The 22,638-nt window shown below is 72.2% G+C and carries 22 protein-coding genes; 13 read left to right on the forward strand and 9 right to left on the reverse strand.

Annotated elements, in window-relative coordinates; all coding sequences use genetic code 11:
- Positions 1 to 2 precede the first annotated feature (2 nt).
- Positions 3 to 1,925: a glycoside hydrolase family 127 protein gene (locus tag F1C12_RS15390; protein ID WP_185275782.1), complete on the forward strand. Its 1,923-nt coding sequence runs from the start codon at positions 3 to 5 to the stop codon at positions 1,923 to 1,925.
- A 134-nt stretch (positions 1,926 to 2,059) separates the two neighbouring features.
- On the opposite strand, the gene F1C12_RS15395 is transcribed toward F1C12_RS15390, so the two are convergent.
- Both F1C12_RS15395 and F1C12_RS15400 read right to left on the reverse strand, forming a co-directional pair.
- Positions 2,060 to 3,073, reverse strand: coding sequence for a LacI family DNA-binding transcriptional regulator (locus tag F1C12_RS15395; protein ID WP_185275783.1), 1,014 nt, complete (start codon positions 3,071 to 3,073; stop codon positions 2,060 to 2,062).
- A gap of 31 nt (positions 3,074 to 3,104) precedes the next feature.
- Entirely contained in the window at positions 3,105 to 3,287 is a 183-nt protein-coding gene (locus tag F1C12_RS15400; protein WP_185275784.1) for a hypothetical protein, read from the reverse strand.
- Between the two features lie 64 nt (positions 3,288 to 3,351).
- On the opposite strand from F1C12_RS15400, the gene F1C12_RS15405 reads away from it, so the two are divergent.
- The 4 genes from F1C12_RS15405 to F1C12_RS15420 all read left to right on the forward strand — a co-directional run bounded on the left by F1C12_RS15405 (position 3,352) and on the right by F1C12_RS15420 (position 6,672).
- Positions 3,352 to 4,065: an esterase/lipase family protein gene (locus F1C12_RS15405; RefSeq protein ID WP_258045933.1), complete on the forward strand. Its 714-nt coding sequence runs from the start codon at positions 3,352 to 3,354 to the stop codon at positions 4,063 to 4,065.
- Positions 4,066 to 4,166: 101 nt separating this feature from the next.
- Positions 4,167 to 4,568, forward strand: coding sequence for an META domain-containing protein (locus F1C12_RS15410; protein ID WP_185275785.1), 402 nt, complete (start codon positions 4,167 to 4,169; stop codon positions 4,566 to 4,568).
- Between the two features lie 60 nt (positions 4,569 to 4,628).
- Entirely contained in the window at positions 4,629 to 6,053 is a 1,425-nt protein-coding gene (locus tag F1C12_RS15415) for a glutamate decarboxylase (RefSeq protein WP_185275786.1), read from the forward strand.
- Positions 6,054 to 6,063: 10 nt separating this feature from the next.
- Positions 6,064 to 6,672 (forward strand): hypothetical protein, encoded by a 609-nt coding sequence (locus F1C12_RS15420; RefSeq protein WP_185275787.1) that lies wholly within the window; start codon positions 6,064 to 6,066, stop codon positions 6,670 to 6,672.
- On the opposite strand, the gene F1C12_RS15425 is transcribed toward F1C12_RS15420, so the two are convergent.
- Positions 6,645 to 7,550: an SDR family oxidoreductase gene (locus tag F1C12_RS15425; protein ID WP_185275788.1), complete on the reverse strand. Its 906-nt coding sequence runs from the start codon at positions 7,548 to 7,550 to the stop codon at positions 6,645 to 6,647. The genes F1C12_RS15420 and F1C12_RS15425 overlap by 28 nt on opposite strands.
- Before the next feature lie 133 nt (positions 7,551 to 7,683).
- Between F1C12_RS15425 and F1C12_RS15430 the strand changes: the two genes are divergently transcribed.
- Positions 7,684 to 8,244 carry a TetR family transcriptional regulator gene (locus F1C12_RS15430; protein WP_185275789.1) on the forward strand — a complete coding sequence of 187 codons (561 nt, stop codon included), beginning with the start codon at positions 7,684 to 7,686 and terminating at the stop codon, positions 8,242 to 8,244.
- Between the two features lie 42 nt (positions 8,245 to 8,286).
- On the opposite strand, the gene F1C12_RS15435 is transcribed toward F1C12_RS15430, so the two are convergent.
- Positions 8,287 to 9,282 carry an aldo/keto reductase gene (locus tag F1C12_RS15435; protein ID WP_185275790.1) on the reverse strand — a complete coding sequence of 332 codons (996 nt, stop codon included), beginning with the start codon at positions 9,280 to 9,282 and terminating at the stop codon, positions 8,287 to 8,289.
- Between the two features lie 41 nt (positions 9,283 to 9,323).
- On the opposite strand from F1C12_RS15435, the gene F1C12_RS15440 reads away from it, so the two are divergent.
- The gene (locus F1C12_RS15440; protein ID WP_185275791.1) at positions 9,324 to 10,463 is read left to right on the forward strand and encodes a low temperature requirement protein A; all 1,140 of its coding nucleotides are present in this window, start codon (positions 9,324 to 9,326) and stop codon (positions 10,461 to 10,463) included.
- A gap of 38 nt (positions 10,464 to 10,501) precedes the next feature.
- The gene (locus F1C12_RS15445; protein WP_185275792.1) at positions 10,502 to 11,449 is read left to right on the forward strand and encodes a hypothetical protein; all 948 of its coding nucleotides are present in this window, start codon (positions 10,502 to 10,504) and stop codon (positions 11,447 to 11,449) included.
- Positions 11,450 to 11,456: 7 nt separating this feature from the next.
- Here F1C12_RS15445 and rimK read toward each other — a convergent pair whose 3' ends face one another.
- On the reverse strand, positions 11,457 to 12,662 hold the full coding sequence (rimK, locus tag F1C12_RS15450) for a 30S ribosomal protein S6--L-glutamate ligase (protein ID WP_185275793.1): 1,206 nt from the start codon (positions 12,660 to 12,662) through the stop codon (positions 11,457 to 11,459).
- 25 nt (positions 12,663 to 12,687) lie between these two features.
- Between rimK and F1C12_RS15455 the strand changes: the two genes are divergently transcribed.
- Together F1C12_RS15455 and F1C12_RS15460 are read left to right on the forward strand one after the other, a co-directional pair.
- Entirely contained in the window at positions 12,688 to 13,161 is a 474-nt protein-coding gene (locus F1C12_RS15455; RefSeq protein ID WP_258045934.1) for an ATP-dependent zinc protease family protein, read from the forward strand.
- A gap of 4 nt (positions 13,162 to 13,165) precedes the next feature.
- A complete protein-coding gene (locus F1C12_RS15460) occupies positions 13,166 to 14,569 on the forward strand; it encodes an MFS transporter (RefSeq protein ID WP_185275795.1) in 1,404 nt (467 codons plus the stop codon).
- 185 nt (positions 14,570 to 14,754) lie between these two features.
- On the opposite strand, the gene F1C12_RS15465 is transcribed toward F1C12_RS15460, so the two are convergent.
- Positions 14,755 to 15,354, reverse strand: a complete 600-nt coding sequence (locus F1C12_RS15465) for a TetR/AcrR family transcriptional regulator (RefSeq protein WP_185275796.1) — start codon at positions 15,352 to 15,354, stop codon at positions 14,755 to 14,757.
- Between the two features lie 73 nt (positions 15,355 to 15,427).
- Between F1C12_RS15465 and F1C12_RS15470 the strand changes: the two genes are divergently transcribed.
- A complete protein-coding gene (locus F1C12_RS15470) occupies positions 15,428 to 17,935 on the forward strand; it encodes an MMPL family transporter (RefSeq protein ID WP_185275797.1) in 2,508 nt (835 codons plus the stop codon).
- Positions 17,936 to 18,176: 241 nt separating this feature from the next.
- On the opposite strand, the gene F1C12_RS15475 is transcribed toward F1C12_RS15470, so the two are convergent.
- The 3 genes from F1C12_RS15475 to F1C12_RS15485 all read right to left on the reverse strand — a co-directional run bounded on the left by F1C12_RS15475 (position 18,177) and on the right by F1C12_RS15485 (position 20,709).
- Positions 18,177 to 19,769, reverse strand: a complete 1,593-nt coding sequence (locus F1C12_RS15475; RefSeq protein ID WP_185275798.1) for an ATP-dependent DNA ligase — start codon at positions 19,767 to 19,769, stop codon at positions 18,177 to 18,179.
- A 49-nt stretch (positions 19,770 to 19,818) separates the two neighbouring features.
- Positions 19,819 to 20,427: an HdeD family acid-resistance protein gene (locus F1C12_RS15480; protein WP_258045935.1), complete on the reverse strand. Its 609-nt coding sequence runs from the start codon at positions 20,425 to 20,427 to the stop codon at positions 19,819 to 19,821.
- A 111-nt stretch (positions 20,428 to 20,538) separates the two neighbouring features.
- Positions 20,539 to 20,709 carry a hypothetical protein gene (locus F1C12_RS15485; RefSeq protein WP_185275799.1) on the reverse strand — a complete coding sequence of 57 codons (171 nt, stop codon included), beginning with the start codon at positions 20,707 to 20,709 and terminating at the stop codon, positions 20,539 to 20,541.
- Positions 20,710 to 21,095: 386 nt separating this feature from the next.
- On the opposite strand from F1C12_RS15485, the gene F1C12_RS15490 reads away from it, so the two are divergent.
- A complete protein-coding gene (locus F1C12_RS15490) occupies positions 21,096 to 21,965 on the forward strand; it encodes a hypothetical protein (RefSeq protein WP_185275800.1) in 870 nt (289 codons plus the stop codon).
- A gap of 133 nt (positions 21,966 to 22,098) precedes the next feature.
- A complete protein-coding gene (locus F1C12_RS15495) occupies positions 22,099 to 22,638 on the forward strand; it encodes a hypothetical protein (protein ID WP_185275801.1) in 540 nt (179 codons plus the stop codon).

The raw sequence follows: 22,638 nt of genomic DNA on the forward strand, positions 1-22,638 counted from the left end.
GAATGACCTTCACCACCGATCGCGCTCTGCGCACCACCGTCGCCCCCGCCGTCCCCTCGACCGGGCGCCTGCGCCCGCTCGGCCTCGACGAGGTCCGGATCACCGGAGGCTACTGGGCCGGTCGTCAGCGCGTGAACGCGGCGGCGACCCTGCCGCACATCGAGCACTGGCTGGAGCGTGAGGGCTGGCTGCCGAACTTCGATCTCGCCGCCGCCGGCACTCTGCCCGAGGGCCGTCGTGGACGCGAGTTCTCGGACTCGGAGGTCTACAAGTTCCTGGAGGCCGCTGCCTGGCAGCTCGGCCGCGACGACGACCCGGCGCTCGAGGAGCGCTTCCGCAGCGTGGTCGCCCGCGTCGTCGCCGCCCAGGAGGCCGATGGCTACCTGAACACGAACTTCGGCCGGCCGGGACAGGGCGAGCGCTGGTCCGACCTGGAGTGGGGCCACGAGTTGTACTGTGCCGGGCACCTGTTCCAGGCGGCGGTCGCCCGGGTGCGCACCCGGCCGGACGCCGGCGACGGCCTCCTCGGCGTCGCGACCCGGTTCGCCGACCTGATCTGCGACGTCTTCGGCGCCGACGGCATCCGATCGGTGTGCGGGCACGCGGAGGTGGAGACCGCGCTCGTGGAGCTCGGCCGGGTGACGGGCGAGGCGCGGTACATCGAGCAGGCCCGGCTCTTCGTCGAGCGCCGCGGCACCGGCGTGCTGCGCGACATCGAGTGGGGCCGCTCGTACTACCAGGACGACATCCCGGTCCGGGAGGCCGAGGTGCTGCGCGGTCACGCCGTCCGCGCGAACTACCTGGCCTCCGGCGCCGTCGACGTGGCGACCGAGACCGGCGACGCCGGACTGCTGGGCGCGCTGGAGCGGCAGTGGGCGAACACCGTCGCGCGCCGCACCTACCTCACCGGCGGCCAGGGCTCGCACCACCAGGACGAGGCCTTCGGGGACGACTTCGAGCTGCCGCCGGACCGCGCGTACTCGGAGACCTGCGCGGGCGTCGCGTCCGTGCAGTTCTCGTGGCGGATGCTGCTGGCCCGCGGCGGCAGCGGGTACGCGGACCTGGTGGAGCGCACGCTCTTCAACGTCGTCGCGACCTCCCCGTCGGCGGACGGCACGGCCTTCTACTACGCGAACACGCTGCACCGCCGCACTCCGGGCGAGCCGGCCGACCCCGACACGGTGTCGCCGCGTGCCGAGTCCTCGCTGCGCGCGCCGTGGTTCGAGGTCACCTGCTGCCCGCCGAACGTGGCGCGCACGCTCGCGAGCCTGGACTCGTACCTGGCGACCGCCTCCGACGACGGCGTGCAGCTGCAGCAGTTCGCCCCTGCGCGCGTGGCGACGGCTCTGACCGACGGGCAGGAGGTCGAGCTCACCGTGACGACGGCCTATCCCTCGGACGGCCGCGTGGAGGTCGTGGTGGGCCGCGACGCGAGCGCGCCGTGGACGCTCTCCCTGCGTGTGCCCGACTGGGCCGCAGGCGCCACCCTGACGGTGGACGGCGAGACCACGGAGGTCGCGCCGGGCTACGCCGAGGTCCGCAGGGCCTTCCGCGCCGGGGACACGGTCGTGCTCGATCTGCCGGTCGCGCCGCGGTTCGTCCGCGCCGACCCCCGCATCGACGCCGTCCGCGGCAGCGTCGCGGTCCAGCGCGGGCCGGTGGTCCAGGCGCTGGAGTCGGTCGACCTCCCGGACGGCTGGCCGGATGTCGCCGACGTCGTCGTGGACACCGCGGTCGCGCCGCGGGACGAAGACGGCCGCGTCGTCGTCCGGCTGTGTCGTCGCCGGGTGGCCGACGCCGGCTGGCCCTACGGCGCAGGCGCGCCTGTCGAGGCCGAGGCCGCCGTCGACGTCCCCCTGGTCGCGTACCACGACTGGGCCGAGCGCGGCCCGTCGACCATGCGCGTCTGGATCCCCGAGAGCTGAGCCGCGATTCGTGCCGAATGTCGCGTTTCGCGCGCGCGTTCGCGCGATTCGTGACGAATCGTCCCGCCGCGATTCGTGCCGAATGTCGCGATAGCCGCGCGCGTTCGCGCGATTCGTGACGAATCGCGGCCCGGTCAGGCGGTCGGGATGGTCGAGGCGCGGGTGACGAGCCGGCCGGGCACGAGGTGCGTGCCCGCCGGCGCGCCGCCGTCGATCGCCTCGACCAGCAGGCGCGCGGCCTGGTGCCCGACCTCCTGCAGGTTCATGTCGATCGTGGTCAGCGGAGGCCGTGCCTGCACGGCGAGCTGCTCCCAGTTGTCGTGGCCCATGACCGCGAGCTCGCCCGGCACGTCCCGGCCGAGCTCGTGAAGCACGTCGAGCACCCCGCGGGCGATCTGGTCCGACCCGCACAGCACGGCGTCCACCTCGGGGAAGCGCTGCAGCACCGCGTGGATCGCGCCGCGGCCCCACACCTCGCTCCAGGCGCCGTAGAGCGCTTCGCCGCCCAGGAGCCCGAGGCCCGCGGCCTCCAGCGCAGCGCTCGCGCCGTCCACCCGGTCGCGCGCGGCCCGGTAGGTGACGTCGCCGGAGATGTAGGCGATCCGTGACCGCCCGCACGAGATCAGGTGCTCGGCCGCGAGCCGTCCCGCGCCGATGTTGTCCGGCACCACGGAGACGTCGCCGGGATGCGTCGACGGCGCATAGGCGTAGACGACGGGCACGGGCAGCTTCCGGCCGATCGTCTCGCGCGGGTTGGCCGTGTCGCCGAGGACGATGATGCCGTCCACCCGCCGCGAGAGCAGCGCCCGCAGGTGGTGCTGCTCGCGGATGGTGTCGCCACGCGCGTCGCACAGGAACACCGACATGCTCCCGGCGCCGAACGCGTCCTCCGCGCCCATCAGGATCGGGATGGAGAGCCGGCCTTCGAGGTCGCTCGTGATCAGGCCGACGGTCCCGGTGCGCCCGGCGAACAGGCCCTGCGCGAGCGTGTTGGGCGAGAAGTGCAGCTCCTCGGCCGCGCGCTGCACCCGCTCCCTGGTCTCCGCGCGGACATGCTGGCGGCCGTTGAGGGCCTTGGAGGCGGTCGCCAGGGACACCCCGGCTCGAGCGGCGATGTCTTTCAGCGTCGCCGGCCGGTGCTCCGTCATCCGCCCATCGTAGCCGCGCGGGCGGCCGGGATCAGCGCTTCAACTCCGAGTGCCCCAGCAGGTGCACCGGGATGCCGAACGACAGCGCCACGCAGACGATCCCGGCGAAGAAGACCAGCCCCTGCCAGGCCGGGAGCGTGTCCGCGAGTCCCAGCAGGAACAGCCCCACCAGGAAGAGCAGGAAGCACAGGATGAATGCGATCACATCGCCCATGTCGCAACTATCCACCCGGCCCCGGAGCTTGGCAAGAGCGGTCCGCGAGCGGGATGCTGGCGTCGTGTCAGAGCATCCGCGTCCCGGCCCGGTCCGGGCTCTGTTGCGCTTCGCCCGCAAGGCCGGCGTGCTCCTGGCCGACTACGAGTACGTCCTGCGGCATCAGCTCCGCGCGAACCTCGACCGCGATCCGCCCGAGGGGCTCGTCGACGAGGCCGGGGAGGGCGACCCCATCGTGCTGCTGCCCGGCATCTACGAGACGTGGCGCTTCCTGCACCCGCTCGCGCGCCGCCTCCACGCCGCCGGGCATCCCGTGCACGTCGTCACGTCGCTGGGCCATATGGGCATGTCGCTCGGGGAGGCCGCCGACCAGGTGGAGGACTACTTGCGCCAGCAGCACCTCAGCGGGGTGACCGTCGTGGCGCACAGCAAGGGCGGCCTCGTCGCCCGCCTGCTGCTCGGGAGGCCGGAGGCGTCGGCGCGGATCCGCCGCGTGGTCGCGATCGCCACCCCGTTCTCCGGCTCGGCGCTCGCGGCGTGGGTCCCGTTCCCTGCGGTGCGCGCGCTCCGGCCGGACGGCCCCGAGCTGACGCAGCTCGCGGGTGACGGCATCGACGTGGGACGCGTCGTCTCGATCTGGGGCTGGTACGACCCGCACATCCCGGGAGGCTGCGCGCTGCCCGGCGCGCGCAACATCCGGGTCCCGGTCGGCGGACATTTCCGGATCCTCGGCAGTCCGACGGTGCTGGCGCTCGTGGACGAACTCACGAGTGGATGAAGTCCAGGGTGAGCACCCTGTTGCGCGCTCGTCGGCCGCCGCTATCCTCGGGCTCGTGAGCGGGCCGCAGCACCACGCGGACCGCAGATGGGGAGGATGACATGACGCAGACGATCCGGCGGGCGCGCGCCCGTCTCCTCGGCGCCGATCTCCTTGGCGGCGGCCTGGTGGCCGTGGCGGCTCTCGCCCTCCTCGCCGGCTGCGCCGGCACCCCGAGCGGCGCGGCGCTCGTCGGCACCTGGGGCTCGACGGCCGCGTCGCAGCCGAACCTCACCATCGAGAACGACGGCGCTTTCTCCGGTACGGACGGCTGCAACCGCCTGACGGGAAAGGGCTCGATCGACGGCGACACCATCACTTTCGGCCCGATCGCCAGCACCATGATGGCGTGCACGGGCGTCGACGAGTGGCTGGGCAAGGCGTCGAGCGGGACGGCGAAGGGCAGCACCCTCGTCGTCTACGACATCAACGGCAGCCAGATCGGAACGCTCGACAAGAAGTGATCCGCTGCCGACACGGAGGAGCGGCCGATCCGCGGCCGCTGTGGCAGAGAGGGGCGGCGCATGGCGCGGCTCGAGTCAGACATCCAAACGGCGAGCGGTGACACCCGGCTCGCCCCCGCCTACACCGGCCGCCTGTCGCGCAAGAGTCCTCCGGCCACCCTGCCGGACGACGCCACCGACCCGGCCAGCACCTACCGGCTGATCCACGACGAGCTGCTGCTCGACGGGAGCTCGCGCCTCAACCTCGCGACCTTCGTCACGACGTGGATGGACCCGGAGGCCGAGATCCTGATGGCCGAAGCGTTCGACAAGAACATGATCGACAAGGACGAGTATCCGGCGACCGCGGCGATGGAGCGCCGCTGCGTCTCCATCGTGTCCGACCTCTTCCACGCCGAGCCGGGGGAGCCGACCGGGGCCGCGACGATCGGGTCGAGCGAGGCCGTCATGCTCGCCGGGCTCGCGATGAAGTGGCGCTGGCGGGCCAAGCGGGCCGGAGTCGCTGGGGGCTCGGAGCCGGGCGGCGTACCCAACCTGGTCCTCGGCGCGAATGTCCAGGTGGTGTGGGAGAAGTTCTGCCGCTACTTCGAGGTCGAGCCGCGCTACCTCCCGGTCGCCAAGGGCCGCTACGTCATCACGCCGGAGCAGGTCACCGACGCGGTCGACGAGAACACGATCGGCGTCGTCGGCATCCTGGGCACCACCTACACCGGCGAGCTGGAGCCGATCGCCGCGATCTGCGACGCGCTCGACACTCTGGCCGCCTCGGGTGGACCCGACGTGCCGGTGCACGTGGACGCGGCGAGCGGCGGGTTCGTCGTCCCGTTCCTGCACCCGCACCTGGAGTGGGACTTCCGCCTCCCGCGGGTGGTGTCGATCAACGTCAGCGGGCACAAGTACGGGCTGACCTATCCGGGGATCGGGTTCGTCGTGTGGCGCTCGCCGGAGTACCTGCCGGACGATCTCGTCTTCCGGGTGAACTACCTCGGCGGGGACATGCCGACGTTCACCCTGAACTTCTCCCGCCCGGGCAACCAGATCGTCGGCCAGTACTACAACTTCGTCCGGCTCGGCCGGTCCGGGTACACCGCGATCATGGAGGCGCTGCGGGACACCGCGCTGCTCATCTCGAAGGGCCTCGCCGAGGACCCGGCGATCGACGTCATCACCGACGGCTCCGCCATCCCGGTCATCTCGTTCGCGCTGAAGGACGGCACGCCGTACACGGTCTTCCAGGTGTCGCACGAGCTCCGCGCCCGCGGCTGGCAGGTGCCCGCGTACACGATGCCGGACGACGCGACCGACGTCGCGGTGCTGCGGATCGTGGTGCGCGACGGCTTCAACGCCGACCTGGCCGAGGACCTCGTGAACGACATCCGCGCGGTGTGCGCCGAGTTGGGGGCGCAGGCGGCGAAGGCCGGGACGACGGAGGTCGCGGCGAAGGCGACGGAGTCGGCGCGTACGCGCACGCACTTCGCGCACTGAGCGGGCAGCCGTGAGCGGTGGAGGTGGCGCCGGGGAGCGGAACAGGCTCCTGATCTCCGACGCCTCCTTCGCCGGGGGCTCGGTGTGCTTCGCGTTCGCGGCGCTGCCGTCGATCGCGGACGCGCTGGGCCCGGTGGTCACGAACGTGGTGTTCGTGGTCGGCTCGGTGTTCTTCACGCTCGGCGCGGGGCTCGCCCTCGGCGTCCCGAACCGGAGCTCGTCGATCATCCAGTTCGTCGGGACGCTGTTCTTCAACCTCAGCACGTCGATCGCGCTCGCAGCGGCGATCCCCGCGAGTGCAGGCGGGGGCACCGGCTGGCGTCCGGATGCCTACGGATCGATCTGCTTCCTGGTCTCCAGCCTGATCGCCGTGGCCGCCGTCGCCCGGCAGCGCGGGTCGCGCCGGGACGGCGTCGGCGCCGTGCTCAACCTGCTCGGCTCGGTGCTGTTCGGCTTCGCGGCGGTCGGCGCGTTCGAGCTCCCGGGCACCGACACTCTGCTCAGCCCGTTCTGGACCGGGGTGGGGACGGTCGGCGGCGCGGTGTGCTTCCTCGCCGCCGCCGTCCTCGGCCTGCTGCCCGCGCCCGCTGCTCAGCGCGCGGCGACGGCCTCGAAGTAGGAGCCGGACGCGAAGTCCTCCAGCAGGGTCGGCCCCGTGGGCGTCCAGCCGTAGCGCTCGCGGGTGATCGCTCTGGAGGCCGGGATGTCCATCCCGAAGAACCGGCCGATCCAGCCGAAGTGCGCGTCGACGTCCTCAGGGGCGATGGACTCGACAGGCAGGCCCAGCCCCTCGCCGATCGCCGCCGCGATGTCGCGGGCGGGGATGCCCTCCTCGCCGACCGCGTGCACGCGCGCCGCGGGGGTGGCCTGCTCCAGCGCGAGCCGGACCAGGCGGCCGGCGTCGAGCCGGTGCACCGCCGGCCAGCGGTTGGAGCCGTCTCCGACGTAGCCGGCCACGCCCTTCTCGCGGGCGACGCGGACCAGCTCGGCGCTGAAACCGTGGTCGCCGCGACCGTGGACGGTCGGAGAGAACCGCAGCGCGACCGGCCGCACGCCGCGGTCGGCGTACTCGAACGCGAACGCCTCGCCGCCGCCGCGCGGGGCGTCGGCGCCGACATAGGGCGACGGGACGTCCTCGGTCAGCAGCTCGCCAGGGCGCGCGACGATGCCCGACGCGAACAGGAACGGCCGGTCGGAGCCGGCGAGCTCGTCGCCGATCGTGGCCACGACGGCGCGCTCGGTGCGCCCGGCGCCGGCGTAGTCGGAGAAGTCGTGCTTGAAGCCGAGGTGGATGACCGCGTCGGATCCGGCGGCTCCGGAGCGGATGCTCTCCAGGTCGTCGAGCGAGCCGGGGACCGGGGTGGCGCCGGCGGAGCGGATGCGCTCGGCGGACGCCTCGGAGCGGGCGAGGCCGGTCACCTCGTGGCCGGCGGCGATGAGTTCGGGGACGACGGCGGAGCCGATCCAGCCGGATGCTCCAGTGACGAAGACGCGCATGGGAATGACCTCCCGGGTCATGGGATCGTGAACGATGTCGATGATGTCAGTGACTGTCGTCAGTGACTGACATCACGATAGCACCGATGTCAGCAACTGTCATCACTTCGCGGCAAACCGCTAGAATGACGCCGTGGGACGCTGGACACCGGATGCGCGCGGCCGCCTGGAGAAGGCGGCCATCGAGCTGTACGCCGAGCGCGGCTTCGAGGGGACCACCGTCGCCGACATCGCCGAGCGCGCGGGCGTCACCGAGCGCACCTTCTTCCGGCACTACGCCGACAAGCGCGAAGTGCTCTTCGCTGGGTCGACCGCGATGCAGGAGGCCGTGCTCGCCGCGATCGCCGCCGCCCCGGACGATGCGCCGCCGTTCGCGGTCGCCGCCGACGGGATGCGCGCGGCAGCGGCGCTGATCGACAGCCGGGGGACGGACTTCCCGCGCCGGCGCTCCGCGGTCATCGCGGCCAACCCGAGCCTGCAGGAGCGCGAGCTGCTCAAGCTCGCCGCCCTCGCCACCGCGAGCGGCGGGGCGCTGCGCGCCCGCGGCGTCCCCGAGCCCGCGGCGAGCCTCGCGGGCCAGGCGGCGGTGGGTGCGTTCCACGTGGGCTTCGCCCAGTGGATCGCCGGCCCGGCCGACGCCACGCTCACGTCGCACGTGGAGCAGGCGCTCGCGACCCTCCCCACGCTGGCGTAAACGCGCCGTCCGCCGGCCGTGCCCGGCGCCCGCCGAGCAGCCCTACCGCCCCAGCACGCGATCGATCGCGTCCAGCTCGCCGGCCTCCAGCGCCGGCCCGTCGAGCGCACCCAGGTTCTGCTCCAGCTGCGTTACGCTGCTGGCGCCGATGATCGCGGACACGACCACCGGATTCCGCAGCACCCACTGCAGCGCCAGCTGCGCCAGGCTCTGCCCGCGCCCGGCCGCGATCTCGTTCAGCGCGCGCACCTTCGTCAGCACGTCCTCGGTCAGATCCGACTCGTGCAGGAACACGCTCGTCACCGCGCGGGAGCCTTCGGGCACGCCGTCCAGGTAGCGGTCGGTCAGCATCCCCTGGGCCAGCGGCGAGAACACGATCGCCGCCGCGCCCGCGGCCTCCACGGCGTCAAGGACGCCGTCCTCCACGTGCCGGTCGAACATCGAGTACCGCGGCTGGTGCAGCAGCAGCGGCGTCCCCGCGTCGGCGAGCAGTTCCGCCGCCGCGGTGGTCTGGGCCGGGTCGTAGTTCGAGACGCCGGTGTAGAGCGCCTTGCCCTGAGCGACGGCCGTCGTCAGGGCGCCCATCGTCTCCTCCAGCGGCGTCAGCGGGTCCGGGCGGTGGTGGTAGAACACGTCCACGTAGTCCAGCCCGAGGCGGCGGAGACTCTGGTCGAGCGACGACAGCACGTACTTGCGAGAGCCGAAGTCGCCGTACGGCCCCGGCCACATCAGGTAGCCGGCCTTCGTCGACACCACGATCTCGTCCCGGTATGCGCGGAGGTCGGTGGCCACGATGCGGCCGAAGAACTCCTCCGCCGCCCCGGGAGGCGGCCCGTAGTTGTTGGCGAGGTCGAAGTGCGTCACGCCCAGGTCGAAGGCCCGCAGCACGATCTCGCGCTGGGTGTCGAACGACCGCGCGGTGCCGAAGTTCTGCCAGAGCCCGAGCGAGAGCGGCGGCAGCTGGAGGCCGCTCCGTCCGGCGCGGCGGTAGGGCATCGAGTCGTAGCGGGCGGGGTCGGCGACGAAAGGCGTGGGCATGGGGCAAGCCTAGACGGCGTGCCCGCCGCTACCGTTGGCCTGTGAGCGGGGTGACCGGAGGCCGGATCGCGCGGGTGGCGTCGCGCGTGTCCACGATCGAGCTGCTGTTCGACCTGGTGTTCGTGTTCACGATCGGCCAGCTGACCGCCGTGATCGTGCAGAGCCCCGGGGTGGAGTCGGTGCTGCGCGCCGCCGCCATCCTCGCCGTCGTCTGGTGGATGTACGACGCCTTCGCGTGGCTGACCAACCAGGCCGTGCCCGACACGGTCCCGGTGCGGCTGCTGCTCATCGCGGCGATGGCCGCCTTCCTGGTGCTGTCGCTCGCCATCCCGGACGTATTCACCGGGTCGGGCGTGCTGTTCGGCGTCGCGTACCTGACGGTGGTGATCATCCACTCGGGGCTGTTCATCGCCCGGGGAGGCCGCGGCTCGGTCCGCGTGATGCTGCGGGTCGGGCCGTTGAACGCCGTCGCCGCGCTGCTGCTCATCGCCTCCGGATACGCGAGCGGCTGGCTGGAGTGGGTGCTGTTCCTCGCGCCGCTCGCGCTGTTCCTGGTGGGCGGCCTGCTGGCGCGGTCGAGCCCCTTCGCGCTCGGGGCGTCGCACTTCGTGGAGCGCCACGGCCTCCTGATGATCATCGCGTTCGGCGAGTCGATCGTCTCGGTCGGCGCCGGGCTGACCGCCTCCGGCCTCCGCCCGCAAGTCGTCGTCGGCGCGGTGGCGACGGTGGCGATGGTCGCGGCGCTGTGGTGGTGCTACTTCTCCGGCGACGACGAGCGGGCCGAGCGGTCCTTCGGCGCGGCGGCCGGGCGGCGCGGCACCACGCTCGCGCTCACCGCGTACTACGTGGCCCACTTCGTGATTCTGCTCGGCCTGGTCGGCGTCGCCGCCGGGCTGCACTTGTCGCTGGAGGACGCCTTCGCGCCGGTCACGCCGGCCGCGGCCTGGCTGCTCGCGGGCGGCGTCGCGGTCTACCTCGTCGGGGACGCGGAGTACCGCCGCGAACTGCGACTCGGCCCGTGGGTGTACCGGCTGCTCGGGGCGGCGGGCAGCCTGGTCGCCGGCCTCCTCGCGGCATGGATGCTGCCGCTGCGCGCGGGTGAGCTGCCCGGCATCGCACTGATCGCGGCGCTGCTGGCGATCGTCGTGCTCGTGCTGGTGGCCGAGCGCGCGCGGCGCTGACCGCCCCGTCGCCCGGCTTGCTGAGTACGGTGCCTGCCATGGACACCATCGAGTGGCTCCTCGACTCCGACCCGAGCATCCGCTGGCAGGTGCTCCGCGACCTCGCCGGCGCCTCCGACGAGACCGTCGCCGCCGAACGCGACCGCGTCGCCACCGAGGGCTGGGGTGCGCAGCTCCTCGACGCCCAGGGCCCCGACGGCACCTGGGACGGCGGCGTCTACCGGCCGGGATGGGCGCAGGAGGACCGGCCGTTCTTCGACGCCTGGACGGCCACGCACTTCACGCTGCAGCAGCTGGCCGACCTCGGCCTCGACCCCGAGCATCCGCGGGCGAAGGAGGCCGTGCAGCACGTGCGCGACCACGTCCGCTGGGATCACGCCGGCGAGGCGTACTTCGACGGCGAGACCGAGCCGTGCATCAACGGGGTCGTGCTGGCGCTGGCCGCCTACTTCGGCGAGGACGGCTCGAACGTCGCCGCCACGCTCGCCGGCGGCCGGCTCGACGACGGCGCCTGGAACTGCTGGGCCGAGTACGGCGCCCGGGTGTCGTCGTTCCACTCAACGATCTGCGCGGTCGAGGGCCTCGCCGCCTGGAACGCCACCGGCCGGGGCGACGCCGCGTCCGCCGAGGCGCAGCGGACCGGCGAGGAGTACCTGCTGGCCCGCGGCCTGTTCCGCCGGTTGAGTACCGGCGAGGTCGCGGACCCCAGGATGACGATGCTGAGCAATCCGGTGCGCTGGTTCCACGACATCCTGCGCGGCCTGGAGCACTTCCGCAGCGTCGACCGCCGCGACCCGCGCCTCGCGGAGGCCGTCGAGCTGCTGCGCGGCAAGGCGGACGCCGACGGACTCTGGAGCCTGGAGAACCGGCACGAGGGGCCGGCCTGGCTGGAGTTCGGCGACAACGAGGGGATGCCGAGCCGCTGGGTGACCCTGCGGGCGCTGCGCGTGCTGCGGTGGTGGGACGCGGGGACGCCCGCGGCCTGACCCGGCCTCAGACCGTCGTGGTCGCCGCCTCCGCCAGATGGTCCTTCGGCAGCCTCCGCACCTTCTGGCGGCGCTTCCGGCGGTCCGGGATCATCGACCGCATCTCCTCCAGCTTGCCGAAGCAGAGCAGCCGGTCGCCGGCCTGCAGCTCGACGCCGCTGCGCGGGTTCGGGATGACCGTCGCGCCGCGGTGCAGCGTGAGCACGGTGATGTCGCGGTCCCACAGCCCGGACTCCTTGATCGTCTTGCCGATCAGGTCCGCGTTGCCGTGCACGAGCAGCTCGGCGACGCCATAACCGCGCGAGACGCTGAGCCGCTGGCGCACGTCGATCTCCGGGAACGCCACCTGGTTGGAGATGAAGTCGATGATCGCGCCGGCGACGTCGAGGCCGGTCGCGCGTTCGATGCCCTCCAGGCCGGGGGACGAGTTGACCTCCATGACGAGCGGCCCGTCGTTGCCCTCCAGCATGTCCACACCCGCCACGCGGAGCCCCATGATCTGGGCGGACCGCACGGCGGCCTCCTCGTACTCCGGGGTCAGCTCCACCTTCTCGACGGTGCCCCCGCGGTGCACATTGGAGCGGAACTCGTCGCCGCTCGCCACGCGCCGCATCGCCGCCACCACGCGGTCGCCGACGACGAGCGCGCGGATGTCGCGGCCGCGGCTCTCCGAGATGAAGCTCTGGATGAGCACGTTCTGCTTGGTGGAGTGCAGCGTCTCCACGATGGACTCCGCGATCTTCGCTTCCGGGGCGAGGATGACGCCGATGCCCTGGGTGCCCTCCAGCAGCTTGATGACGACGGGCGCCCCGCCGACCTGCTCGATGGCCATCCGCACGTCGGCGCGGCTGTTCACGAACGTGGTCGCCGGCATCCCGATGTTGTGCCGGGACAGGATCTGGTTGGCCCGCAGCTTGTCGCGCGAGTTCGTGATGCCGTTCGCGGTGTTCGGCGTGTAGACGTCCATCTGCTCGAACTGCCGCACCACGGCCGTGCCGTAGTAGGTGATCGAGTTGCCGATGCGCGGCAGGACGGCGTCGTAGTCGGACAGCAGCCGGCCGCGGTACTGCAGGTCGGGCTCCTCACCGGAGAGGTCGATCGCGAAGCGGAGCGTGTTGAGCACCTTGACGGTGTGACCGCGGTCCCGGGCGGCGGCGCGCAGGCGCTGGGTCGAGTACGCGTGCGGAGCGCGGGAGAGGATGGCGAGCTTCATCGATGGATCCTGCAAAGATAGGGGGGTGGCCGGTGACCTCCATTCAAACACCCTCGTCGTGGGGTGGCGTGAATGGGCGAGCCTGCCCAGCATCGACATTCCGTGGATCAAAGTCAAGATCGACACCGGAGCCCGCAGCTCGGCGCTGCACGCGTTCGACCTGGAGGAGCTGCCCGGCGACCGGGTGCGGTTCACGGTGCACCCGTGGCAGGACGCCGACGGCGACCCCGTCGTGGTCGAGCGTCCCATCCACGACCGCCGCGCCGTGCGCAGCTCGTCGGGTCACAGCGAGGAGCGGATCGTCGTGCTGCTGGAGCTCGCGCTCGCCGGCCGGACGGTCACGGCCGAGACCACGCTGAGCAACCGCGACCAGATGGGCTTCCGGATGCTCGTCGGCCGGGAGGCCCTCCGCCAGGGCTTCGTCGTCGATCCTGGCCGCTCGTTCCTCGCGGGGCGGGCGCCGCGGGAGGTGCGGCGCAGGAACCGCGGGAGGGCGTAACCCCGTGACCCGGACCGCCGTGTCCTTCAGCCGCGGCCTCGCACTCCTCGTGGCCGCCACGTTCTTCATGGAGAACCTGGACGGCACGATCATCCAGACCGCCGCTCCGACGATGGCGCGCGAGTTCGGCGTCGCCCCCGCGGATGTGAGCGTCGCCATGGTCGCGTACCTGCTGGCGGTCGCAGCGGGCATCCCGGCGACGGGCTGGCTGTCCCGCCGGCTCGGCATCCGGCCGGTGCTGCTGACCGCGATCGTCGTCTTCACAGTCGCATCACTGCTCTGCGCGTTCGCGCCGTCGCTCACGCTGCTGACCGTCGCCCGCGTCCTGCAGGGCATCGGCGGCGCGCTCATGGTGCCGGTCGGGAGGCTGGCGGTGCTCCGCGACATCGACCCGGTCGACCTGCTCGACGCGATCGCGTACCTGACCTGGCCCGCGCTGATCGCGCCGGTGATCGCGCCCGCGCTCGGCGGCATCCTGTCGGACACCATCGGCTGGCGCTGGATCTTCCTGATCAACCTCCCGTTCGGCCTCGCCGCGGTCGTCGCCGGGCTCGTGCTCGTGCCGCACACGGAACGGCAGCGCGACCTCCGGTTCGACGGCCGGGGTTACGCGGCGATCGCCCTGGCGCTGGTGCTGCTCACCGCGGGAGCGGAGGGGCTGAGCGCCGAGGACGGCCGGCTCCAGCTCGCGGGCGGCGCCGCCATCCTGGTCGCGATCGCGGTCGGCTGGGCCGCCATCACCCGGTCGCGCGGTCGCGAGCACGCGCTGTTCGACTGGGGCGTGTTGCGGCTGCACTCGTTCCGCGCGGGGAACATCAGCGGCGGGGTCTACCGCATGATCATCACGGGCGCGCCGTTCCTGTTCACGCTGCTGTTCCAGCTCGCCTACGGCTGGAGCGCGACGGTCGCCGGCCTGACCGTCATCGCGATCTTCGTCGGCAACCTGGCGATCAAGCCGTTCACGACGCCGCTGATCCGCCGGCTCGGATTCCGCACCGTGCTGATCTGGTCGAACCTGCTCGGGATGCTGGTGCTCGCCGCGTTCGTCGGCATCGGGCCCGCCGCGCCGCTCCCGGTGCTGCTCCTGCTGCTGGTGGCGAGCGGCGTGTTCCGGTCGATCGGCTTCAGCGCCTACAACACGCTCCAGTTCGCGGACGTGGAGGCCGGCGACACGAACAACGCGAACACGCTCGCCTCCGCACTCCAGCAGGTCGCGACGGCGCTGGGACTGGCGGTGGTCGCCGTGTTCGTGCGCGCCTCCACTGCGGTGTCGGAGGGCGTGACCGGGTCAGCGCTGCCGGGCTACCACTGGGCGTTCGCGCTCGCCGCGGCGCTGCTGCTGGTGCCACTGGCCGGCGCCTTCCAACTCCCGCACGACGCCGGAGCCCGCGCGACCGCCCGCCGCTAGCGGAGGCGCTCCTCCTCTTCGCGTTCCAGGCGCTCCTTCTCGGCGTCCTTCGCCTCCTGCTCCTTCTGGATCTCCTCTTCGCGAGGCGTCTTGTTGCTCATGCCCGCATCGTACGCCGCGGCGCGCAGGCCTCCCAGAGGCTCGAAGGGCACCCAAACGCCCCTAAAAGGCGGTTGTAGGGGCGTTTACGTGCCCCTCGGCGGATGGGACTGCGGCCGCGGACCGAGGGTGAGGTCGACCAGTCGGTCCGGGAGGCCGGGGTCGGCCGGCGTGTGCGCGAGCGCGCGCAGCATCACGGCGCCGATCAGGGCCTCGCTGACCTCGTCCACCGGGAGGTCGGCCCGCACCTCGCCCGAGTCGCGCGCCGCCCGCAGCCGTGGCGCGAACAGCCGCGGGTCGGCCAGCGACTCGCGGAGCCGGCTGGCGACGTCCGCGTTCTCGGTCGCGGCCGCGATCAGCGAGCGGAACAGCCCTTCCCCGGCCGGGCTCTCGAGCACGGCCTCGACCTCGGTCAGCCACGCGACGAGGTCGGCGCGGAGGTCACCGGTGTCCGGCACCGCGAAGCGCTCCGGCAGCAGCATGCCCTCCAGGAGGCAGTCGGCGATGAGCGCGCTCTTGCCCGGCCACCAGCGGTAGACGGTCTGCTTTCCGACACCGGCGCGTGCGGCGATGCCCTCGATGCTGAGGTGGTCGTACCCGCGATCCGCGAACAGCGCGGCCGTGGCCTCCAGGATCGCCACGCGCGCCGTCTCGCTGCGCGCTGCTCCCCGTCGGCCTTCGGACATGGCTCACAGCTTATCTCCACTCAACGAGACGGACCGTTGCGTATTCTTTTCTGGGATCGTCGAAGGGACCGTCATGGCCGAACTGCTCTACCGCCTCGGAAAGTTCTCCGCGCGCCGCGCCTGGACGGTCATCGTGGCCTGGCTCGCGGTGCTCGGCATCGTCGTGGTGGGCTTCCTCGTCGGCTTCAAGGGCCTCAGCTCGTCCTTCGACATCCCGGGCACCGCCGCAGGAGCCGTCGTCGACGAGCTCTCCGCCAAGCTGCCCGACTACGCGGGCGCGTCCGGCACGGTCGTCTTCCGCACCGACGACGGCTCGGCCCTCACCGCCGACCAGAGGAAGGCGATCAGCACGCTCGTCGCCGACGCCGACCACCTCCCCGACGTCTCCGGCGTGAACGACCCGTTCGCCACCGAGGCCGAGCGCGCCCAGCACCAGACGCAGCTCACCGACGGCCAGACCCAGCTCACCGCGGGTCAGGCGCAGCTCGATGCCGCGAAGACGCAGCTGACCTCCGGCCAGGCGCAGCTCGATGCCGCGAAGGCCCAGCTCGCGGCCGCGCCGCAGGGGAGCATGCCCGCCGCGCAGGCCGCCGCCGCTCAAGCGCAGCTCGCCGCACAGCAGAAGACCATCGACGACGGCCTCGCCCAGCTCGCCGCGCAGCAGGCGAAGCTCACCGCGTCGCAGAAACAGCTCGACCAGGGCGCCGAGCTGCTGAAGCTCTCGAAGGGCATCCGCCTCGTCTCCGCCGACGGTTCGACCGCGCTGGTGAACGTCGCCTTCACGAAGCCGCGCCTGGAGCTGTCCGAGGACTCCAAGCAGGCGGTCATCCACCACTTCCAGTCCACGCACGTGGACGGCGTGACCGTGTCGTTCTCGACCGACATCGCGCAGGGCGTCCCGCAGGTCGTCGGCGTCGGCGAGGCGGTCGGCGTCGTGTTCGCCGCGGTCGTGCTGCTGATCGTGCTCGGCTCGGTCATCGCCGCTGCGCTGCCGCTCGTCACCGCCCTCTTCGGTGTCGCAGTGGCCGCGCTCGGCTCGCTGGCGTTCTCCGGCGTCGTCGACATGGCCTCCGTCACGCCGGTGCTCGCGATCATGCTCGGCCTGGCGGTCGGCATCGACTACTCGCTGTTCATCATCAATCGGCACCGCAAGCAGCTGCTGGAGGGCGCCGAGCCGCGGGAGTCCGTGGGCCTCGCCAACGGCACCTCCGGCAACGCCGTCGTGTTCGCCGGCATCACCGTGGTCGTCGCGCTGCTCGCGCTCAACGTCACCGGCGTCCCGTTCCTCGGCCTGATGGGCACCGTCGGCGCGATCGCGGTCGTCCTCGCTGTGCTGATCGCCGTCACGCTGACGCCCGCGATCCTCGGCCTCCTGGGGCTGCGGGTGCTGAGCCGCCGCGCCCGCGCCTCCGTCGGGCACGTGCACCACGACGACAGCAACGCCAAGCCGATGAAGACCTGGCGCGCGGTCCTGACCACCGTCGGGGCCGCTGTCGCTCTGCTGATCGTCGCCATCCCCGCGATGTCGATGCGGGTCGGCCTTCCCGACGGCTCCTCCGAGCCGGTCGGGTCGACGACCTACGAGGCGTTCACCGTCACCGAGAAGGCGTTCGGCGCCGGCGCGACGGGCCCTCTGCTCGTCACCGCGACCGCGCCGAGCGGCGTCGCGAAGGACGACGTGACCACCGTGCAGCTCGACGTGGCGCGGACGCTCGCCGACCAGAAGGACGTCGTCGCCGTCGCCCCGATCGCCGTCTCCGGCGACCGCACGCTGTTCGCGTTCCAGGTCGTCCCGAAGGAGGGCCCCAACAGCGTCTCCACCGAGAACCTGGTGACATCGCTGCGCGGCCTCGACAAGGTCGATGGGAAGCTCACCCTCGGCGTCTCCGGCCAGACCGCGATCAACCAGGACATCTCCGCGAACCTGGCGGGCGTCCTCCCGCTCTACCTGGTGGTCGTGGTCGGGCTGTCGCTGCTCATCATGATCCTGGTGTTCCGCTCGATCCTGGTGCCGCTGATCGCGACGGGCGGTTTCATCCTGTCGCTGTTCGCCACCTACGGCGCGATCACGGCGCTGTTCCAGTGGGGATGGGGGGCGGAGCAGTTGGGCATCCACACCGGCCCGATCCTCAGCTTCCTGCCGGTGATCCTGGTCGGGATCCTGTTCGGTCTCGCGATGGACTACCAGCTGTTCCTGGCCTCCGGGATGCGCGAGGCGTACGTGCACGGCGCTCCGGCCCGGCTGGCGGTCGCGAAGGGCTTCCGCGCCGGCCGCACGGTCGTGATCGCGGCGGGCCTGATCATGATCTCGGTCTTCGGCGGCTTCATCTTCAGCGAGTCCACCATGATCCGCTCGATCGGCTTCGGCCTGGCCTTCGGCGTGCTGGTGGACGCGTTCGTCGTCCGGATGCTGCTCATGCCGGCCCTGATGCACCTGCTGGGCCGGTCGGCCTGGTGGCTGCCGAAGTGGCTCGACCGCCTCCTCCCCAACGTCGACGTCGAGGGCGCCGCCCTCGAGCGCCGCCACCACGCCCCGGCCCCGGCCCCCCAGCCCGAGCCCGACCTGACCCCCACGCACTAATCCCCACCACCCACCCCCCACCCCCCACCCCCACCCACGCAGTCAACGGAGGAGATCCGGCCCGAACCCCGGCCGATCTCCTCCGTTGACTGCGTTTCCCCGGCGCGCCGCGCCGCATCTCCTCCGTTCGCGACTGCGGGGCGAACGGAGGAGATCCCGGCCAACACGCCGCCGAAACGCAGTCAACGGCGGAGTTGGTGGGGTGGGGAGGGCGGGAGTCCTCCGTTAGCGCGCGGCGCGGCTACTCGCGGAGGAGGGCGCGGAGGGTGCCGATCGTGTCGGCCTCGGCCGCCGGCTTGTCGTCGCGGTAGCGCTTGACGCGCGCGAACCGCAGGGCGATGCCGCCGGGATAGCGCGATGAGCGCTGGACGCCGTCGATCGCGATCTCGACCACGGTCGTCGGCGCCACCCACACCGTGCCCGGGGTGCGGCGCACCTCGATCCGCTGGAACTCCTCCGTCTGCCAGCGCAGCAGCTCGTCGGTGAGGCCCTTGAACGTCTTGCCGACCATCACGAAGCCACCCGGCTCGCCGAACGCGCCGTCCGGGTCGCGCGCCCCGAGGTGGAGGTTGGAGAGCATCCCGACGCGCCGCCCCGAGCCCCACTCGCAGGCCAGCACGACCAGGTCGTAGGTGAGCACCGGCTTGACCTTGATCCAGCTCGCGCCGCGGCGGCCGGCGGCATAGGGCGAGTCGATCGACTTCACGACCACCCCCTCCTGGCCGGCGGCGAGGGCGTCGCGCGAGACGCGCTCGGCGGTGTCCGGGTCGTCCGTGACCTCGCCCGGGATGCGGTGCTCGCCGGCGACGCGCTCCAGCTCCGCCAGCCGGACCGACAGCGGCTCGTCCAGGAGGTCGCGCCCGTCCACGTGGAGGATGTCGAAGAACCAGGGATGCAGCAGGGTCTCGCGCCCTTCCGCGAAACCCTCGGTCGCAGGCTCCCTCGGCGCTGGGGTCGCGGTGTCGCTTCGCGCCACCTCTGAGCTCCACCGCGCAAAACGCGACATCGTCTCCTGGAACGGCCGCGGCCCGCCGTCCTCGTCGAGCGCGAGCGTCTCGCCGTCGAGGACGAGGTCGCGCGCGGGCAGCCGGCGGACGATCTCCACCACTTCCGGCACGCGGTGGGTGATGTCGGCGAGCGTCCGGGTGAAGACCCGCACGCTGTCGCCCGACCGGTGCACCTGGATGCGCGCGCCGTCGAGCTTGTACTCCACCGACGCCCGGCCGGTCGTCTCCAGCGCCGCCGCCGCGGACGGCGCGGTGGCCGCGAGCATCGGCAGCACCGGGCGGCCGACGACCAGCCCGACGGAGGCGAGCTCCTCGGCCGTCCCGGTCAGCGCCAGCAGCGCGGTCGCCCCGAGGTCTCCGGTCAGCATGGCGGCGCGGCGCACGTCCGGGCCCGGCCGGCCGGCGGTGCGGGCGATCGCGTCGAGGAGGACGCCCTCCAGCGCCCCGGTCCGCATCTCGCCGAGGAGGATGCGGGCCAGGAGGTCCTGCTCGCCCGCCGTCGCGCGCCCCGCGAAGTCGCGGAGCGCCGCACTGCGGTCGCGGACGGAGCCCTCGCCGCCGAGCGCGGCCAGCTCCCCGAGCAGGGCGTCGAGGTCGAGAACCGTCAACGTCGGCGACGAGGCGCCCGCGCCCATCACCGCACCGACGCTGCGCCAGCCCACACCGACCCGGCCCTGCCGCGGCTTGCCCACCAGGAAGCCGACTGTCGGGGCGACCTCCTCGGGCTCCAGGGCGCCGAGGAGGCCCGCGAGCGCGTCGACCTTGGCCAGTCGCGAGCGCGTTCCTGCGACGGTCTCCAGCGTGGTGACGATCGTGTCGAGGAGCACAGCCCTCAGTGTGTCACCGGCCTCCGACGCCGAGAAGGGGCGATGGAGGTCACGCCGCCGGCGTCGCCACCCCGCGCCCGAACGTGATCGCGCGCACGATCTGCACGATCCCGAGCACGATGAGTCCGAGGCCCGCGAGGATGAACAGCACCACGATCCCCCACAGCGGGCTGAGCAGCAGCACGATGCCGGCGACGATGCTCAGGATGCCGAAGAAGACCGACCAGCCGCGCGACGGCGCGTCGCCCAGCTGCGCGAAGGTCATCGCGCCCTCCACGATCCACGCGATGCCGACCAGGATGCCGATGAAGACCGCCAGGAACTGCGTCGTGCCCGTCAGGTTCGCGAAGGCCACGATGGCGCCGATGATCAGCAGGATGCCGAAAGCGATGTCGAGCCCTCTCGCCCCTCCGCGGATGCCGCGGGCGAAGATGCCGATGCTCAGGTACGCGATGCCGGAGATGAGGAGCGAGATGGCGATCAGGACGGTGAGCCCGACGGCCGCCGTGCGTGGCCAGAACACGATGATGACGCCGATAATCAGCGCGACGGCTCCGCTGATGCCGAGCGCGACGCGCACGCTGTTGATGGCCGACTTGGTCAGGTCTTGCCCGTTGAGCGAGAACGAGGCGAACGCGGAGGGCTGAGTGCTGGACATCGCTTGATCCTTCTGGAGAGGCGGACGAACTGCTCGGAAGGTATCGCTGGCGGACGCACTGTGTCTAGAGTGTTCGCGCGATTGTGAAATCAAACGTTATAAACCTGACGGTCAGTAGTCCTCTCGCCCCTCGCCGATCACCAGGAGCGTGTCCTGATCCTCCGACCAGTCCCGCAGCGCCCGCTCCAGCTGCCGCCGTGTCCATTCGTGGCTCACCTCGTCGCCGCCGAGCAGCGCGAGCCGGTCGAGCCGTTCCGCCGCGGTCCCCTCGAGATCGTCCATCGTCATACCCCTTCTCTGCCCGCACCGTTCGCGGCCGTCCGGCGGCGGGTGGGACCAGCCGCTGTCTGCTTGGCGCTGCCCGTGGGGCGGGCCGCCTGAAACCCGGTGCTCCCGCTCTTGTCTCACGGCTCGGCCGGACGACCTGGCTCGCCGTCGCCCCCATGGTGCACCTGCGAGGGCCGGTCGCGGTAGCCCGTGAGGCATCCCATACCGGTCGGTATGCTCGCCGACTACCGGATAGTCCCGACCCCTTCAAGTGCTCTTTGCGACCTCGCAGAGGGTACGGACGGGAGGTCCAGACGGGTCTCGTAACGTCGCCGGATGCCCTCGGTCGACCCAGGCCGGCACCCCTGCCGGCCTCGTCGTGGGCGACGGAAAGGATCCACGTGAAGAACACCATCCAGAACACCTCCGGAACCACTCGCACCGCGTTCGGTGCGCGACGCATCGTGATCGGCGCCGCCTCCGTCGTGGCGGCGGGAGCGCTCATCGGCGTGGGGGCGCAGGGGGCTTTCGCGGCCACCGGCGACACCGGTGCTGCGGGCTCCGGCTCGGCGACGGTCTCCACCTCGACGTCGACGACCGGAGCGTCGGCCTCGACCGGCGGTTCCGCCTCGTTCGACCTGGGCCACGGCTTCTCGCTGTTCGGCCAGGCGCACGCGCTCTTCAACGGCCACGTCAACGGAGCCAAGGCTCAGCAGCTGGCCAAGAAGATCGTCGCAGACACCCCCGTCTTCTCGCTGCTACCCGACACGCTGCAGGGCGACCTGAAGACCCTGGCGAACGCTGCCTCGCAGGATCGCACCGCCGACGCCAAGAAGCTCGTCTCGACCGCGCTCGACGGCGGCTACGGCACCGCGATCCAGAAGCTCGCCACGCAGCTGAAGGGCGACGCCTCGAGCGACGCCAAGCAGGACGGCGACGCCCAGGGCGGCCTCGACCTGAAGGGCCTGGACGTCAAGGGCCTCATCGCCGGACTGCAGAGCGGCGACCTCCTCGGCTCGGCTTCCGGCACCTCGTCGAAGCTCACCACCGAGGTCGACAGCATCGCCTCCGCCGTGACCGGCGACAGCCAGCTGGCGTCGAAGCTCCCGGACTCGCTGCGCAGCGACCTGTCGCAGCTCGCCTCGGCCCCGGCCTCGGCGCAGACCGCCGACCTCCAGCACCTCGCCACCACCGCGCTGAGCGGCGGCTACGGCTCGCAGGTGCAGCAGGTCGCCGACCAGATCGAGTCGGCGGTCACCGCGGCCCACTAAGGCCGGCACCGCTGTCGCGCCCCCGCCTCCTCCCATCCGGATGGAGGCGGGGGCGCGTCCGTGTTCCTGGCGACCCGCGGAATCGTTCTCGCGACGGATGCCGCCGGGCCGCGCAGGGGCGCATCATGCGAGCATGTGGTTTCGCAGGATCATCGTCGCCGTCGCGGCGTACGCGCTGTTCGCGGGCGGGCTCGCCACGCTCTACGTCGTGGAGCAGCAGGCCGGGCGCAACGCCGTGGAGGACGCCCCGCGCGCGCTGCTCTCCACCGGGGTGGCCACGGCGGCGTCCACCCAGCCCGACCGCGTCGACCTCACGTACTACCTCGGCACCTTCTGGGTGCAGTACGACCAGACCGGCAAGCCGATCGCCGGCAACGGCTACCTGGACGGTGTGCTCGCGCAGGTGCCGAAGGGGGTCCTGGACACGGCGAAGGCGACCGGGGAGGACTCGGTGAGCTGGCAGCCGGAGCGGGGCCTCCGCTACGCCATCGTGGCACAGCCGGTCGGCCCCGATGTCGTCGTGGCGGGCCAGTCCCTCCAGCCCACCGAGGAGCGCGCCTCCCGCACCCTGATCTACGTCGGCCTGGCCCTGGTGGCGGGCATCGCCGTCATCGCCGTCGCCGTCGGCCTGGACGTCCTCCTCGGCGCCGCCCTCCGCCGCCGTCCCGCCTAG

The organism is Leifsonia shinshuensis (assembly GCF_014217625.1).
Classification (GTDB): Bacteria; Actinomycetota; Actinomycetes; order Actinomycetales; family Microbacteriaceae; genus Leifsonia; species Leifsonia shinshuensis_A.